This window comes from Flagellimonas beolgyonensis, assembly GCF_003992615.1.
GTDB classification, from domain to species: Bacteria; Bacteroidota; Bacteroidia; order Flavobacteriales; family Flavobacteriaceae; genus Flagellimonas; species Flagellimonas beolgyonensis.
Map to the genome: position 1 here is coordinate 29,663 of NZ_RZMY01000015.1, position 16,663 is coordinate 46,325.

Genomic DNA, 16,663 nt, shown 5'->3' on the forward strand with positions numbered 1-16,663 from the left:
TTTGGCGTCTATGAGGGGTTTTTCACGTCCAATGTGCAACAGGGCAAAAATAGGATTATTGTTGCTTATGTTCAGCATGGCAGGATGCAATACGCTTAAAAAGGTAGGCGATGATGAATTACTGCTTACCAAAAACTCCATTTACATTGATGACGAAAAGGTAACCGACGGCGAAATCAAGGGACTTATCGATCAAAAGCCCAACAGCAGTGTGCTAGGGTATCCTCTACGTTTGAACCTTTATAACATGGCCAAGGAGAATCCAGATTCCTCCTTTCAGGATTGGTTGCACCGAAAAGAGAAACGGGAAAAACGCCTCAACAATCTCCTTTCAAAAAAACAGGTGAACCGGCTTCAAGAATCTTTTATTGTTAAAGGCGCCAGTGCCTTTTTAGAACGAATCGGGGAACCTCCGGTGATCATTGACACTTCACTGACCCACAAATCCCTAAATCGGATGAAGGCCTATTACAACAGCAAGGGCTATTTCAACAACAGAGGGTCTTTTGAAATCGTGGAAAGCAATCGTAAAAAGAGGGCCAAGGTCGATTATAACCTTACCCTAAATGAACCGTATATTATTGATACGGTACAAAAGAACATTTCCTCACCAGAGTTGGATTCCATTTACGATGTGTCCGCCAAGCAGAGCTATGTGCAGAAAGGTGAAACGTTCGATCTTCAAAAATTCACCCAGGAGCGGGAAAGACTGACCACTCTTTTCCGAAATTCCGGGGTCTACAATTTTCAGGAGAGTTCCATTTATTTTGACATTGAAGGAGATACGACCATCACCTCATCCGAAAAATTGTTGGATGCCATATTGAACATCAAAAAATTCCGAAGTGCCACCGATAGTACCGACACCAACAATCCCTACCGGGTCGCTCGCTTGAAGGAAATCAATATTTATGCGGATTACGACATTTCAGGAGATTCGGACTCCCTAAAGACATTGGTGCATGACAATTACATCATTCACTACGCCAATGAACTGCGTTATCGGCCAAAAGCATTGACCGATGCCATATTTTTTGAGAAAGACAGTGTGTACCGTGACATTGACCGAATCCGAACGTACCGACAGATCACCAACCTCAACACCTTTAAATATCCCAACATCGAGTTTATTCCGGATTCTACGCAAACGCAACTGGTCTCCAATATTTATTTGGCAGCCAAAAAGAAGTTTTCGCTGAACCTGAACTTTGATGTGACCCATTCCAACATCCAACAGGTGGGAACGGCCTTTAGTGCCTCGGTAATTACCAGAAACGTATTTGGAGGAGCGGAAACCTTGAACGTTTCTGCACGGGGATCTGTAGGTTTGTTGAGCGATGCCACCATCTCCAATGAAACGTTTACCTCTGAACTCGGGGGGGATATCAACATTACCTTTCCTAGAATTTGGTTGCCTTTCAACACCGAGAAGATCATTCCCTACTACATGTTACCGCAAAGTCGGCTTTTGGTGGGGACCAATTTTCAAAAGAACATTGGATTGGACAAGCAATCGCTCAATACCATATTATCCTATAACTGGTCCCCATCTGAACGTTTGAAAAACAATATCGAGCTGTTGAACGTGGAGTTTGTACGCAATGTAAACCCAAACAATTTTTATAACGTTTACCGCAATACATTTTCCAACCTCGATGGTATTGCCGACCAATTTCAGGACGATCCCCAATACGCTTCCTATTTTAATCCAGTGGAGGATGGCGAAGAACCTACTTTGAATATTCCTGATGGTGCCAATGAGTTTGTACAGGCCGTACGCAATGGATCTATTCCCGTAACTTCGGATGAATTGGACGAGGTAAACAGCATTGAAGAACGCAGGATCCGCTTGACCGAGAACAACCTCATTTTTGCCACCAATTTCACCCACACCAAAAACAGCAAGGCCGGCATCAACGACAACGACTTTTACCAATACCGCATCAAATTGGAAAGTGCGGGAGGCATGCTAGCACTTATTGCCAATGCGGTTCCTTACAATAAAAATGATAACGGCCAATCGTTGGTGTTTGGAGTGCCTTTCTCCCAATATGTAAAATCCGAATTTGATTTTATCCGCCATTGGGATATTGGCGGTTCGCAAGTGCTGGCTTTCCGCAGCTTTTTGGGACTGGCCGTACCCTATGGCAACTCCAACAGTATTCCGTTTGTGCGCAGTTACTTTGCCGGTGGTTCCAACGACAACCGGGCTTGGAACGCCTATGAATTGGGTCCTGGAAGAACGGACAACATCAATGACTTTAACGAAGCCAATTTAAAAATGTCCTTTAACCTGGAATACCGTTTTCCCATTGCAGGGGATGTAAAAGGGGCACTCTTTGCCGATGCAGGCAACATTTGGAACGTTTTCGACAACGAAAATAACCCAGATGCCATTTTTACCGGATTTTCATCCCTTTCCGATATTGCTTTGGGAACCGGGCTTGGACTACGATACGATTTCACCTATTTTGTGTTCCGATTGGATGTCGGCTTCAAAACCTACAATCCCGCCAAAGTGGGTTCCGATCGCTGGTTTGATGGCTATAGCTTTAAGAACGCTGTATTTAACATCGGGATCAATTATCCATTCTAGAGCAAATATTTTATTACTTTTGTTTCCTATTTTAACTCGAAACCAACATAACTATGTCCCACAATATTAAGCCAGGTGTCGCCACCGGTGACGAAGTACAGGCAATTTTTAAACATGCCAAAGAAAATGGTTATGCATTGCCAGCAGTCAATGTGATCGGATCGGATAGCATCAATGCGGTAATGGAAACCGCAGCTAACTTGAACTCACCCGTTATCATTCAATTTTCCAACGGAGGTGCACAGTTCAACGCAGGTAAAGGGTTATCCAACGACGGACAAAAAGCAGCCATTTTAGGTGGAATCGCAGGAGCCAAACACGTGCACCAATTGGCCGAGGCCTATGGCGCTACCGTAATTTTGCACACCGACCACTGCGCCAAAAAATTGTTGCCATGGATCGATGGCTTGTTGGATGCCAGTGAAGCCCATTTCAAAGCCACGGGAAAACCGTTGTTCAGCTCCCACATGATCGATCTTTCCGAGGAACCTTTGGAAGAGAACATCGAAATTTGCAAAGGCTATTTGGAGCGCATGAGCAAAATGGGCATGACCCTCGAGATTGAATTGGGAATAACCGGAGGTGAGGAAGATGGTGTGGACAACTCCGATGTGGACGACTCCAAATTGTATACCCAACCAGAAGAAGTTGCCTATGCTTATGAGGAACTTTCCAAAGTAAGCCACAGGTTTACCATTGCAGCTGCATTTGGTAACGTACATGGGGTTTACAAACCAGGTAACGTAAAATTGACCCCGAAAATCCTAAAAAATTCACAGGAATATATTTCTGAAAAATACGGTGTGGAGCACAACCATATCGATTTTGTATTCCATGGTGGTTCTGGTTCTACAGTAGAAGAAATTAGGGAGGCTATTGGCTATGGTGTGATCAAAATGAACATCGACACCGATTTGCAATACGCATTTTTGGAAGGAGTAAGGGATTACATCCAAGGAAAATCCGCTTATTTGCAAGCCCAGATTGGAAATCCAGAAGGCGACGACCAGCCGAACAAAAAATACTACGATCCAAGGGTTTGGCTACGAGAAGGTGAAAAAACCTTTATCGCTCGCTTGAAGCAAGCTTTTGAAGACCTTAATAACGTGAATACACTGTAACCCTTCGTTTAACTAAATTATTGATTGCATGTCGTCTTGGTTTAAAAGAAAGGAAAAAGGAATACAGACCTTAACGGAAGAAAAAAAGGACACCCCGAAGGGCCTTTGGTATAAATCTCCCACAGGAAAAATCGTAGAGGCCGAGGATTTGGCCAAAAACTTTTACGTAAGTCCCGAGGATGATTACCACGTTCGAATCGGAAGCAAGGAATATTTTGAGATCTTATTTGATGACAACAAGTTCAAGGAACTTGATGCCAATATGACGTCTAAAGACCCGTTGAAGTTTGTAGATACCAAAAAGTATTCGGACAGACTTAAGGCCGCCGAGCAAAAAACCGGGTTGAAAGATGCGGTAAGAACGGCTGTGGGTAAATCCATGGGCAAGGAAATTGTTGTTGCCTGTATGGATTTTGCCTTTATCGGGGGATCTATGGGAAGTGTGGTCGGTGAAAAAATCGCCCGTGCCATAGACGTGGCCAAAAAGAAAAAGTTGCCCTTTTTGATGATTTCCAAATCGGGGGGTGCCCGTATGATGGAAGCGGCTCTGTCATTGATGCAATTGGCTAAAACATCGGCTAAATTGGCACAATTGGCCGAAGCACAAATCCCCTACATTTCTTTATGTACCGATCCCACCACTGGGGGAACCACAGCATCGTATGCCATGTTGGGCGACATCAATATTGCCGAACCAGGTGCTTTAATCGGATTTGCGGGACCTAGAGTGGTAAAGGATACTACGGGAAAAGATTTACCTGAAGGTTTCCAAACCGCAGAATTTCTAAAAGAGCACGGCTTTTTGGATTTCATCGCGCACCGAAGCGAACTGAAAAAGAAGGTCAATCAATATATTGACCTGATTACCAATCAGCCTTTAAGAACATAAAAAAAGCCCCGGTTGTCGGGGCTTTTTTCTTTCCAATCCATAACTAATTCATAAATCTTCGAAGAAAAATTTCTTCTTGGGTTCCATCTGGATAGGTCAAGGTGCCTTTTGCATCACAGGTGCCGTCCCCAAAATCCAAACTAACCGTATTGCCCAGTCTAGAGATTTCAAGAACACCGCTAACAATAAATCGACACGACATCTCCCTGCGCAATGGTGTAGTTACTTCTTTCACAAATTCATTGCCCGCTCGGCTCACATAGGTACGCTTACCGGTAATCAAGAATACATTGTCGCCCCAAAAGCCGGTGCCGAAGCCTTCTATCCATTCACGGGTTCGGGTTCCCGAAAAGGAAGCGGTAGCCCCATCAGGCCAAGTGGCCGTAAAGTTGGCGTTTGCCGTTCCCTGCGGATTCCCATTTTCATTGCTGCGCACGCGAACAATGCTGGACGACCCTTCCACGGCAACGCCATTGAACATAAAACCCTCAAGATTAAGTTCAATGGTATTGGTTGCTGCTTCAAAATCCTTGGCATAACTCAGGTGTACCAAACCCGCAACAAGGTTTCCATTTCGCAATTCACAACCTTCACCAAAATCAAGGGTCACTTCTTTGGTGGTATCCGTTAGAACTACGGTGACGGTAACGCAATCCGGTAAATAATCGGAGTGGTAATCGGATTTGGCAGTACTGGAAATCTCATCGGATGCAAATACATCTTCAGCCAAGGTGGAAATTTCCTCTGAAATCATTTCAGTCTCATCACTGTACTTTAACTCAGTTGCCGATATGACTTCGGTAGCAGTAAGTTCTTCCGTTTCGGTTGAGGTATCCTTGTTACAGGAAACAATAGTCAATAGCAAGCTTCCAGCCATGATGATGGCCATGTTTTGAAACAAAGGTCTAAGATTCTTTTTCATATTGATTGAATTTAAAGGGTTTGCCTCTATGACCATGGCTTTGTGAAAAGGTTTAATTTCTTCTTAAAATTCGTAGTTTCAAAAAAAGAGATTATCTTTGCACGCTGATTGAAGGTCAATCAATACATAAAAATCATTTAAATAATATTGGAATGTATTTAACCAAAGAAGTAAAGGCCGAGATTTTCAAGAAACACGGCGGCTCAGAAGGCAACACCGGTTCTACGGAAGGACAGATCGCTTTGTTCACACACCGTATCAACCACTTGACAGAACACCTTAAAAGAAACCACAAGGACTACAACACAGAGCGTTCTTTGGTTCGATTGGTAGGTAAAAGACGTAGTCTTTTGGATTACCTTAAAAACAAGGATATTGAAAAATACCGTTCTTTGATCAAAGAATTGGGTATCAGAAAATAAAGACAACGGGGAGGCATCAGCTTCCCCTTTGTTTTAGTTGGACGGGCTCCAACGAAAAGTCCCGACCCTAAAGTTGGGCAAACACAAAAAGCTACATATAGTTTTTCATTGGTCAGTGCCCCAGGCACACACAACAACAACACAACCCGACCGCCCGGAAGGCGGTAGACCAAATGTTTAACGACCCGTGTCCGTTTGGACAGGGTAAGATTATTTTTATGATTCCAAAAACTTTTAAAGAGGTCATTGACCTCGGTGACGGTAGGGAGATTTCCATCGAAACCGGAAAATTGGCAAAGCAGGCCCATGGTGCTGTGGTTGTCCAATCAGGCAAATGTATGTTGCTATGTACAGTTGTCTCCAATTATCAAGCATCGGATGTGGACTTTTTGCCACTTACCGTTGATTATCGCGAAAAATTTGCCGCTGCTGGGCGTTACCCAGGCGGATTCTTCAAACGTGAGGCCCGACCCAGTGATGGTGAGGTTTTGACCATGCGTTTGGTGGACAGGGTACTTCGCCCCTTGTTCCCAAAGGATTACCACTCTGAAACCCAGGTGATGATCCAATTGATGTCACACGACGAAAACGTAATGCCAGATGCCATGGCAGGTTTGGCCGCCTCTGCAGCCATTCAATTGTCCGATATTCCTTTTGAATGTCCAATTTCTGAAGTGCGTGTCGGTAGGGTAAACGGTGAATTGATCATCAACCCGACCATGTCACAATTGAAAGAATCGGACATCGATATGGTAATCGGTGCTTCTGAGGATTCTGTGATGATGGTGGAAGGTGAAATGGGTGAAATTTCCGAAGAGGAAATGGTGGAAGCCATCAAATTTGCCCACGAAGCCATTAAAGTCCAATGTGCCGCACAGGTGAAATTGGCCGAAGCTTTCGGTAAAAAAGAAACCAGGGAATACGAGGCTGAGACCGAAGATGAAGACTTGAAGAAAAAGATCCACGACATGGCCTACGACAAGGTATATGCCGTGGCAAAAGCCGGTTCTTCCAAAAAAGAGCGCAGTGAAGCATTTGCTGCCATCAAGGAAGAAATCAAAGCATCTTTCTCTGAAGAAGAGTTGGAAGAAATCGGAGGTTTGGTTTCCAAATATTACCACAAAGCCGAAAAAGAAGCTGTTCGTAACCTGACTTTGGAAGAAGGGCTTCGTTTGGACGGTCGTAAAACAACCGATATTCGCCCCATCTGGTGCGAAATCGATTATTTGCCATCCGTTCACGGTTCCTCCATTTTTACACGTGGTGAGACCCAAGCTTTGGCAACCGTAACGTTGGGAACGTCCAGAGAGGCCAACCAAATTGATATGCCATCGTACGAAGGTGAAGAAACTTTCTATTTGCATTACAACTTCCCTCCTTTCTCAACTGGTGAGGCGCGACCTATTCGCGGTACTTCACGTAGAGAGGTTGGTCACGGTAACTTGGCACAACGTGCACTAAAAGGTATGATTCCTGTGGATTGTCCTTATACCGTTCGTGTGGTTTCCGAAGTATTGGAATCCAACGGTTCCTCTTCCATGGCAACGGTTTGTGCCGGTACTATGGCCTTGATGGATGCCGGGGTACAATTGAAAAAACCAGTTTCCGGTATAGCCATGGGCTTGATCACCGATACAGAAACCGGCAAATATGCCGTTCTTTCGGATATTTTGGGTGATGAAGATCACTTGGGCGATATGGACTTTAAAGTAACCGGTACCGCCGATGGTATCACTGCTTGTCAGATGGACATCAAGGTAAAAGGGCTTTCCTACGAAATTCTGGTAAATGCCTTGAAGCAGGCCAGGGACGGAAGAATGCACATTTTAGGAAAATTGACCGATGCTATTGCCGAACCAAGACCAGAAGTGAAATCCTATGCACCAAAAATCATTACCAAAATCATTCCTGGTGAATTCATCGGAGCCTTGATCGGTAAAGGTGGTGAGGTGATCCAAGATCTTCAGAAAAAATCGAAGACCACGATTGTGATCAACGAAGACCCAGAGACCGAAGAAGGTATCGTGGAAATCTTGGGCACCGATCAAGATGGTATCGACATGGTATTGAAGAAAATCGATTCGTTGATGTTCAAGCCGGAAGTGGGTAGTATATATGAGGTAAAAGTGATCAAAGTCTTGGATTTTGGCGCCGTAGTCGAATATATGGAAGCTCCCGGAAATGAAGTATTGCTTCACGTGTCCGAATTGGCATGGGAACGTACCGAAAATGTAACCGACGTGGTGAACTTGGGAGACGTTATTGATGTGAAATACTTCGGTATCGATCCAAAGACCAAAAAGGAAAAAGTTTCCAGAAAGGCTTTGCTGCCTAAACCAGAAGGTTACAAGGAGAGACCTCCCAGAGATGACAGAGGTGGCGACCGAAGAGGTGGCGACCGACGAGGTGGCGACCGACGAGGTGGCGATCGCGACAGAAAACCAAGAAGGGATTAATCAAATCCTTAATATAGAATAGAAGGCCCCGGGAATTCCCCGGGGTCTTTGTTTTTAAAAAAAGTGTACCAAAATGTAACTTTTCACTTTTTTCTACGTATAACCTAATGAGCTTCGGTTCACAAACATAAAAATGAAGGGAAAATTTAGATGAGACAATTAAAGATTACAAAACAGGTTACCAACAGGGAAACCGCATCGCTGGACAAATATTTGCAGGAAATCGGCAAGGTGGATTTGATCACCGCTGATGAGGAAGTGGAGTTGGCACAGCGAATTAAAGCGGGAGACCAGGTAGCTTTGGAAAAATTGACTAAAGCCAACCTAAGGTTCGTCGTTTCGGTGGCAAAACAATACCAAAACCAAGGTTTAACCCTCCCCGATTTGATCAATGAAGGGAACTTGGGATTGATCAAGGCCGCCCAACGTTTTGACGAAACCCGTGGTTTTAAATTTATTTCATACGCCGTTTGGTGGATTCGTCAGTCCATTCTTCAGGCATTGGCTGAGCAATCCCGTATTGTGCGTTTGCCTTTGAACAAGATCGGTTCCATCAACAAAATCAACAAAACGTTTGCTTTCTTGGAGCAAGCACACGAAAGAACCCCATCTGCCGAGGAAATTGCCAAAGAATTGGACATGACCGTGGAAGATGTAAAACAATCCTTGAAAAACTCCGGTCGCCACGTATCCATGGATGCGCCGTTGATCGATGGTGAAGATTCCAACCTGTACGATGTATTGCGCAGTGGGGAATCCCCTAACCCGGACAAGGAATTGTTGCACGAATCCTTGCGCACCGAGATCGAGCGTGCTTTGGAGACCCTTACCCCTCGTGAAGCCGATGTTATCCGACTTTATTTTGGTTTGGCAGGTCAACATTCCATGACCTTGGAAGAAATTGGGGAAACCTTCGACCTTACCAGGGAACGTGTTCGTCAGATCAAGGAAAAAGCAATCCGACGTTTGAAACACACCTCTCGAAGCAAGATTTTAAAGACGTATTTGGGATAATTTGTGAATTTTAACCAAATTAATTACAGTTAAACTATCCTTAAATTTGATTTTTGGCAGGAAAGTTGTAATTTAGTAAGATATAACAGTTTATCATGACTGTTCGTTTTTTGATTGATGAATAAACTCCGGCTGATTACCGGAGTTTTTTCATTTTAGGAAAGTGGTAATTGGCTAACTTTGTAATATGAACAACAAGATTATCGCTCCTTCGCTCCTGGCATCCGATTTTGCCAATCTTCAACGGGATATTGAAATGGTCAACCAAAGTGATGCCGATTGGTTTCACCTGGATATAATGGATGGGGTTTTTGTCCCCAATATTTCCTTTGGAATGCCCGTGGTGAAAGCCATTGCCAAGCATGCCAAAAAACCGCTCGATGCCCATTTGATGATCGTGGATCCAGATCGCTATATCAAAACCTTTGCCGATTTGGGTGTGGACCATCTTAGTGTGCATTATGAGGCATGTCCACACCTGCACAGAACCCTTCAGGCCATCAAGACCGAAGGTATGTTGGCCGGCGTGGCCATAACGCCCCATACCTCTGTCCGCTTATTGGAAGATACCATTCAGGACATCGATATTGTGATCGTGATGAGCGTGAACCCCGGTTTTGGAGGGCAATCCTTTATTGAAAACACCTACAATAAAGTATCCGACCTTAAAAATTTGATCATCCAAAAAAAATCCAAAGCACTGATTGAAATTGATGGCGGGGTAAACGCCGGAAACGCCAAAAAATTGGTGGAGAAAGGCGCTGATGCTTTGGTAGCAGGCAGTTTTGTGTTCAAGAGCGATAACCCTACTGAAACGATTAAAAACCTTAAAGCGGAAATAGCATAATGCAGGAATTTGATGTTGTAATCATTGGAGGAGGACCCATTGGAATTGCCTGTGGGCTGGAAGCCAAAAAACAAGGATTGAGCTACATCATCATCGAAAAAGGGACGATTGTAAATTCATTGTTCAACTACCCGGTGAACATGCAGTTTTTTTCCTCTTCGGAGAAACTGGAAATCGATGAAATTCCCTTTATCAGTAAAGAGGCCAAACCCAAACGAAATGAGGCCTTGGAATACTACCGTAGGATCGTGACCTCCAACCAATTGAACATTCATCTGTTCGAAACGGTGACCCATGTGAAAAAGCAAGAGGATGGGTTCATCATTACCACAAACAAAGCACAGTACAAAGGGAACAATGTAGTGGTTGCCACAGGGTTCTACGACTTGCCCAACCGCATTAATGTTACTGGTGAGGATTTGCCAAAAGTGTCCCATTATTATAACGACCCTCATTTTTATGCCAGTCAGAAACTGGCGGTGATAGGAGCCAGTAATTCCGCAATTGATGCGGCATTGGAATGTTGGCGAAAGGGTGCAGAGGTTACGTTGATCATCCGAGGTCCAGAAGTGGGCCAACGGGTAAAATATTGGGTACGTCCTGATATCATTAACCGAATTGAGGAAGGCAGTATCAAAGCCTATTACAACTCCGAAGTAAAGGAAATAACCCCAACTGCCATCATTGTTACCACTCCCAATGGCGATGTAACCCTCGAAAATGACTTTGTGCTGGCCCTAACCGGTTACATGCCTAATTTTGAGTTTTTGGAAAAACTGGGGATTGCACTTTCCGAAGACGAAAAACGATTGCCATCCTATGATCCTGAAACCATGGAAACCAACATTGAAGGGCTCTTTTTGGCAGGCGTGATCTGTGGTGGTATGGAAACCAATAAATGGTTTATCGAAAATTCCAGGATACACGCACCGATCATCATGAACACCATAAAAAAGAAGACTCAATCGGGCGTTGCACATTAAACCAAAGTGCCGATAAATGGAAAAAACAACATTTAGGATTCCCAAAATGGACTGTCCTTCGGAGGAAAATCTTATCCGAATGAAATTGGACGGTACTGCCAGCATCAAAAATCTTGACTTTGACATACCAAATCGAGAATTGACCGTATTTCATGAAGGTTCCCTAGCCCAAATTGAAAAATCAATCGGTGAATTGAATCTTGGTAGTCAGATGATATCCACTGAGTTTACCGAACAGACCCTTTTTGAAGAAAATAGCAACCAGAAAAAATTACTTTGGACGGTCCTTGCCATCAATTTTGCCTTTTTCGGCATTGAAATGACCACCGGGTTGGTTTCCCGGTCCATGGGCTTGGTGGCCGATAGCCTGGACATGTTGGCAGATGCCTTTGTGTATGGCATCAGTTTATTTGCAGTTGGGGGAACTTTGATCCGCAAAAAAAGGATTGCCAAATTGGCCGGAGTTTTTCAACTGGTGTTGGCCATGCTGGGATTCGTAGAAGTGTTACGCCGTTTCTTGGGAAAAGAAGCCATGCCTAATTTTGAGACCATGATTGTGGTATCCGTATTGGCCTTGATTGCCAATGGCATATGCCTTTACCTACTGCAAAAATCCAAAAGCAAGGAAGAAGCCCATATGAAAGCGAGTATGATCTTCACTTCCAACGATGTAATCATCAACATTGGGGTCATATGTGCGGGAGTTTTAGTAAATTGGTTACAATCGAACAAGCCCGACCTTATTATCGGAAGCATTGTTTTTGTATTGGTCGTCCAAGGCGCTATTCGCATTTTAAGACTCGGAAAATGAAAATTGCCTATAGAAAAAGGCATTTGAACTTTAATCTGATTTTTGGTCTCGTTTGGGGCATCGTTTTTTTTTGTTGCTTACATTACCGAGGATAAATTAAGATGGAATGACTACACTTGGTTGGTACTTTCGGTGATTTATTTGGGAATGTACGGTTACCAAAAGCATTACAGATATCTAAGTATTGAGAATGGAGTAATCAAAGAAAATGGGCTCTTTGGTAAGCTAATTGAGTTGGCCAAGGTGTTACGGTTCAAAAAATTTGCGGGGGATTATATTCTTAAGACCGAAGACAAGGAGTTCATCATCAACACCCAGATTATTGACCCGAATTCCATGAACGATTTGGAAAACGCTCTTCAACCTTTATTTGGGGAACAATCATAACAAAAAAAGAATGCATTATGGGATTTTATGATATTGAAGCAGAACGTTTGGATGGAACCGTCGAATCCATGTCAACCTATAAGGGAAAAACCGTTATTGTGGTGAACACGGCCAGCAAATGTGGCCTTACCCCGCAGTATGAAGGATTGGAAAAGTTGTACGACATCTACAAAAACCAAGGCTTGGTGATTCTAGGGTTTCCTTGCAACCAATTCGGGAACCAAGAACCAGGAAATGCCGAAGAAATCGAGGAATTCTGCCAATTAAACTACGGCGTAAGTTTTCCCATGTTCGCCAAGATAGAGGTCAACGGTAAAAACACCCACCCTATCTTTAAATACCTCAAATCGGAATTGGGCGGATTTTTGGGGAGCGACATCAAATGGAACTTCACCAAGTTTATAATCGATAAAACTGGAAAACCGGTAAAGCGATTTGCCCCCATTACCACCCCTGAGTCGATGGAGGATTATATTGTGGAGCTGTTATAATTAAAGAATCAAACAATCCGTAGTTGGGCTTGCAAAGCGCCATTTTCCCGCAACATGGCCCGGCCATCCTTAAAGCTTAAGTACGCATGTCCGTTTTGGTGATTTCGGATACTTACCTCACACATTAAGCCCCAATGCCTTGACACCTCACGCCAGGCCCAAAACAAGGAATGTTTGGGATCGTAAATGTGGGTGGCTTCGCCTCCAGCGCCGTTGATCTCGATCACACTGAAATTTTTCCCCTCACAAAGTTCTTCAAAGGATTGGTACAATACATCCAACCTTCCATAATGAAACCCCTCTATCTGAGAACAGACCCCATCAATGGTCGCAATCAATTTTTCATTGATTTTATGACTGATATCCACAAACATGGCACCTCGGGTATGGCTTCCATAAGGCACCAATATTTTAACTTCCCCTGCTTTCAGCACATTGTTAAGTTGATCACCCCACTTTTTTCGAAGTGATTTTAACTGCAAATGACTTCGCGGGTTTTTCTTGATCAAAGTCAGCAAAGTGCTCTCCCCATCCCCAACAACCGATAAAAATTGCTTGGATACGACCCCCGTGATGCACCCCTTTTCTTCACCTGGTTTTCGTACATAAAAAATCCCAACCTCCTTCTGGTAGGGAATAAGCTCCTGAACCAAAAAGTCGGATGGGCTCCACAGTACATAATCCTTAAGTTCTTCCTTATTGTGGATTTTTTCCACACCAAAAGACTTCATGCCAATATCGGGCTTGGCGATAAAGGGAAACCCTATATCAGATGCCAAAATCCGTTCCAGGGCCACTTCTGGGGATTGATCTTTTGGGATAAATACCGTTTTGGGAATCCATTGCTTCGGAATCAAATGATAGATGGCCATTTTCGATTCCATGGCCATACCCCCATTTTTCATGGCCGGGTTGGCCGCATTGAAAAAGAACAGCGAACGTGCTTTTAGGGCATAATACAGCCAAACAGGAAACATAGGATAATAGATCAGCCAAAAAGGCCAATATTCCCAATGTGTTGCCCGGTGCCACCATAATTTTAAAGCATCCATTGCACCTAATAAGTTAGTTGGTTGGCGTTGAACGGAACTTCATAGGAAGCATTGTTCATCAGGTCGAAATGGCGCATCAGAAGAGCCTCATCCCCAAGAACTGCTTGGGTAACACTAAAGGTCTTCAGACCGGATTCCCTATTGATGATAAAACCATTCTCAAAATCGTCATAATTATTGGAATGAAAATCCACCACATCGTCAGGTGCCGCTTTCGGGTTATTGCACATAAACCGATCGAACAATTGGGCCCGTTGTGCTATGACTTCATCCTTGTACAGGGTGGCCGAAGACCAAATATGATTTTTGGTCGGATCCAATGGCCTGAAATATTTTTGGCTACCATCCCATCTAAACTCCAACAGTTCGTTGTCGAACACCACCAAGGTAAAGGGTTCAATCCCAACTAAGTCCATTTTCCAAAGCAAGTCCTTAGGTTCATTGGAATAGGCCACATCCAAAACCACCAATCCCCGACTCTTGGCATACGAGCCATTGGAGATGTGTCGCGTAAATGCCCCATTGAGCAAGACCACGGACACCCCATTTTCATTCAATGCAAACCATGTCCCCCCAGCTTTGGGGTCTTTTGGAAAAAGCACACGGGAACCACCTCTCGTCTCAAACTGTGGCCGATAGGCCACAGGTCGGGAAACGTGCTCATCCCTATTGGAAGTGATAAAATAACGATTGCCCGAAGGAATAAAACTTACTGTGCACATGTTTCCCGATATTGCATGGTTGATGGAGCAACCCCAAAGGAGGCAGGCAGTTCCAACGCCGTAAAATGTTCAATGCCCACTTTTATCAAGGCTTGGTGATGAATGGTGTGTTCCAGGTTGTACATTACTTCACGGTAGTAATTGGAATCCATAAAAGTTTCCTCACCTGCCAATTCATAACTGATCTTGATGGTTTTGTTGGGCCGTTCCAATTGTTGTTGGATATGTTCCAATTGGGCAATGGCAAATGAAAGCTCACGTTCTATACGCACATTGCGCTCTCTTCGATCGTAGGATACATCGGCAGCATCGTACCCATTGATCAAACATTGGTACAACTCTATGATATGACGGGTGTGTTGGCCTATTGTGGAATCGGAAAGCACCTTGCATTGCTGCGCATAGCAATCCTTTGGCAGGGTAAGTAACACCTGTTTGAATTGCTCCAAAGTATCCAAGGAAGTTTTAAACATTGTCATTGATTATTGGTTTTTAGTCGTTTTTTGATAAGTAGAAACAAAAGATAGAAAGAAAATCCAAGGTAAACAGACCCTATAAGGATATTCGTTATTGCGTTATAGTCGTTGTATCGGTCGAAAAAATAGGCGCCAATCACAATGAACGTTGCCAAGGCTATAATGGTTCCCAACCCGATCCCGATCAAATAGAAAACATAGTGCCTCTTGCTTGATTGAAGAATGCCCCTGCTTTGCAGTACCTTGTTCCATGTCATCCAAAAAGGCACCTGTAGTGGGTTTACAGCACTTAAAAGTAGGCCCAACACAAAAGGTGATGGCATTTGTACCAAAATTCCCGCTTTGGCGATGGTTTCCCCATTGGAAATGGGCCCCGTAAAACTGGAATAGGCCAAATACCACAGGAACAAAATAGCTAGTGGAAAAAGATAGTTCTCAAGCTGATGGCTGACTTTGATCCGCTCACTACCAAATAGTGCCAATCGAACCACACAGAGTTCCACGAAAACAACGGCAAACGCAAACCAAAGGGCCGGTACAATTCCTTGGGAGGCAGAAATATCGAAAGCGGTCAGGTTGAGCGTGCCAAATGGCAAAGCACCTATAAAACTGATGGCCAAACCTGATAAACAAACTTTGATTCCGTTCACTGCCTTGGGATTTTCTATGGAAATTGGCTCCCTGTCCCTTAAAACAGGATGACCATATACCTTGTTTGACGTAAAACTTCCCAAAAAGTTACTAATTCTTTATTTTCTCCCAATTTTTGTCAGCCTTAACCTTTAAGGTGTTTGGAGACTCGTTTAGCCATAACTCCAAAGTGTTCGTTTTTCCGGCATTGTAAAAGAGATACAATTTGCCGTCCCGAATTTCGTAGGTTTCAGGATTTACATTTACCTTTTTCCCGTTCACCGCAACTGCATAGGCGCAGTATCCACCGTATTCGGGTAAAAAAGCTGTTGGGTTGTTCTTGAATTTTTCGAGATTCGCCTTATTGGCGAATTTGTATTTTATCCCATCATAGGTAAAGGTCAACTCCTTCACCCCTTCCTTTGGTGTACCATCAAAATAGGAAACTACATCGTACCCGTGAGCTGCATAGCCTTTTTTGGTATTGTAATCGATACTTTGTGCTTGTGCTTTAACGGCGAATACCAAAATCAAAAGCATCACTATTTTTCTCATAGGATTTCCCTTTTACAGATGTTTAACATTGTTCCTGCCAAGATCTTACTCATTGGATGGATTTGGAACAATTAGTCACAAAAGGTTGGTATTCCTTTCAAAAGTCTTCAAAATATTTACTTTACCTCTACAGATTCTCAAGCGCTAAAATGGCATTGATCTCCCATTTGCCGCTCAAAAGAATTACTCCGAACATCGAGATATTCTGCAGAACATCCTTAATACTTCTTAATTCACTCTTCTTTTTATTGCTTTGAATGTATTTTCCATAGGAGAGTATTTTAAAAAA

General features: G+C 43.6%; 17 protein-coding genes. 11 read left to right on the forward strand and 6 right to left on the reverse strand.

The genetic code is table 11. The features are described from left to right. Positions 1-10 precede the first annotated feature (10 nt). Genes tamL through accD form a run of 3 tightly spaced genes read left to right on the forward strand, consistent with a single transcriptional unit; the run spans position 11 to position 4,606 of the window. A complete protein-coding gene (gene tamL / locus EO131_RS10200) occupies positions 11-2,596 on the forward strand; it encodes a translocation and assembly module lipoprotein TamL (RefSeq protein WP_127021811.1) in 2,586 nt (861 codons plus the stop codon). A 53-nt stretch (positions 2,597-2,649) separates the two neighbouring features. Then, the gene (gene fbaA / locus EO131_RS10205; RefSeq protein WP_127021524.1) at positions 2,650-3,717 is read left to right on the forward strand and encodes a class II fructose-bisphosphate aldolase; all 1,068 of its coding nucleotides are present in this window, start codon (positions 2,650-2,652) and stop codon (positions 3,715-3,717) included. 28 nt (positions 3,718-3,745) lie between these two features. After that, positions 3,746-4,606, forward strand: coding sequence for an acetyl-CoA carboxylase, carboxyltransferase subunit beta (gene accD, locus EO131_RS10210; protein WP_127021526.1), 861 nt, complete (start codon positions 3,746-3,748; stop codon positions 4,604-4,606). Positions 4,607-4,649: 43 nt separating this feature from the next. Here the strand turns inward: accD and EO131_RS10215 are convergent, their stop codons facing one another. Further along, complete coding sequence (locus tag EO131_RS10215) at positions 4,650-5,528, reverse strand: hypothetical protein (protein ID WP_127021528.1); 879 nt, start codon at positions 5,526-5,528, stop codon at positions 4,650-4,652. 152 nt (positions 5,529-5,680) lie between these two features. On the opposite strand from EO131_RS10215, the gene rpsO reads away from it, so the two are divergent. The 8 genes from rpsO to EO131_RS10255 all read left to right on the forward strand — a co-directional run bounded on the left by rpsO (position 5,681) and on the right by EO131_RS10255 (position 12,939). Further along, complete coding sequence (gene rpsO / locus EO131_RS10220) at positions 5,681-5,950, forward strand: 30S ribosomal protein S15 (protein WP_119641935.1); 270 nt, start codon at positions 5,681-5,683, stop codon at positions 5,948-5,950. A 218-nt stretch (positions 5,951-6,168) separates the two neighbouring features. Then, the gene (locus EO131_RS10225; protein ID WP_127021530.1) at positions 6,169-8,406 is read left to right on the forward strand and encodes a polyribonucleotide nucleotidyltransferase; all 2,238 of its coding nucleotides are present in this window, start codon (positions 6,169-6,171) and stop codon (positions 8,404-8,406) included. A gap of 150 nt (positions 8,407-8,556) precedes the next feature. Next, complete coding sequence (locus EO131_RS10230; RefSeq protein WP_072878578.1) at positions 8,557-9,420, forward strand: sigma-70 family RNA polymerase sigma factor; 864 nt, start codon at positions 8,557-8,559, stop codon at positions 9,418-9,420. A gap of 187 nt (positions 9,421-9,607) precedes the next feature. Then, positions 9,608-10,267, forward strand: a complete 660-nt coding sequence (rpe, locus tag EO131_RS10235) for a ribulose-phosphate 3-epimerase (protein ID WP_127021532.1) — start codon at positions 9,608-9,610, stop codon at positions 10,265-10,267. After that, complete coding sequence (locus EO131_RS10240; RefSeq protein ID WP_127021534.1) at positions 10,267-11,250, forward strand: YpdA family putative bacillithiol disulfide reductase; 984 nt, start codon at positions 10,267-10,269, stop codon at positions 11,248-11,250. Before rpe ends, EO131_RS10240 begins: the two co-directional genes overlap by 1 nt. A 16-nt stretch (positions 11,251-11,266) precedes the next feature. Further along, the gene (locus tag EO131_RS10245) at positions 11,267-12,061 is read left to right on the forward strand and encodes a cation efflux transmembrane domain-containing protein (RefSeq protein ID WP_127021536.1); all 795 of its coding nucleotides are present in this window, start codon (positions 11,267-11,269) and stop codon (positions 12,059-12,061) included. A gap of 42 nt (positions 12,062-12,103) precedes the next feature. Further along, on the forward strand, positions 12,104-12,448 hold the full coding sequence (locus tag EO131_RS10250; RefSeq protein WP_241243826.1) for a hypothetical protein: 345 nt from the start codon (positions 12,104-12,106) through the stop codon (positions 12,446-12,448). Positions 12,449-12,465: 17 nt separating this feature from the next. Continuing rightward, positions 12,466-12,939 (forward strand): glutathione peroxidase, encoded by a 474-nt coding sequence (locus EO131_RS10255; RefSeq protein ID WP_127021538.1) that lies wholly within the window; start codon positions 12,466-12,468, stop codon positions 12,937-12,939. A gap of 8 nt (positions 12,940-12,947) precedes the next feature. Here EO131_RS10255 and EO131_RS10260 read toward each other — a convergent pair whose 3' ends face one another. The 5 genes from EO131_RS10260 to EO131_RS10280 form a co-directional block, all read right to left on the reverse strand. Then, entirely contained in the window at positions 12,948-13,991 is a 1,044-nt protein-coding gene (locus EO131_RS10260; RefSeq protein ID WP_127021540.1) for an ATP-grasp domain-containing protein, read from the reverse strand. 5 nt (positions 13,992-13,996) lie between these two features. After that, entirely contained in the window at positions 13,997-14,713 is a 717-nt protein-coding gene (locus EO131_RS10265) for an NRDE family protein (protein WP_127021542.1), read from the reverse strand. Next, complete coding sequence (locus EO131_RS10270; RefSeq protein ID WP_127021544.1) at positions 14,701-15,192, reverse strand: DinB family protein; 492 nt, start codon at positions 15,190-15,192, stop codon at positions 14,701-14,703. The genes EO131_RS10265 and EO131_RS10270 overlap by 13 nt, the downstream gene beginning before the upstream one ends. After that, positions 15,189-15,839, reverse strand: a complete 651-nt coding sequence (locus tag EO131_RS10275; RefSeq protein ID WP_164731668.1) for a LysE family transporter — start codon at positions 15,837-15,839, stop codon at positions 15,189-15,191. Before EO131_RS10275 ends, EO131_RS10270 begins: the two co-directional genes overlap by 4 nt. 91 nt (positions 15,840-15,930) lie before the next feature. Next, entirely contained in the window at positions 15,931-16,374 is a 444-nt protein-coding gene (locus EO131_RS10280; RefSeq protein WP_127021547.1) for a YHS domain-containing (seleno)protein, read from the reverse strand. Positions 16,375-16,663 lie beyond the last annotated feature (289 nt).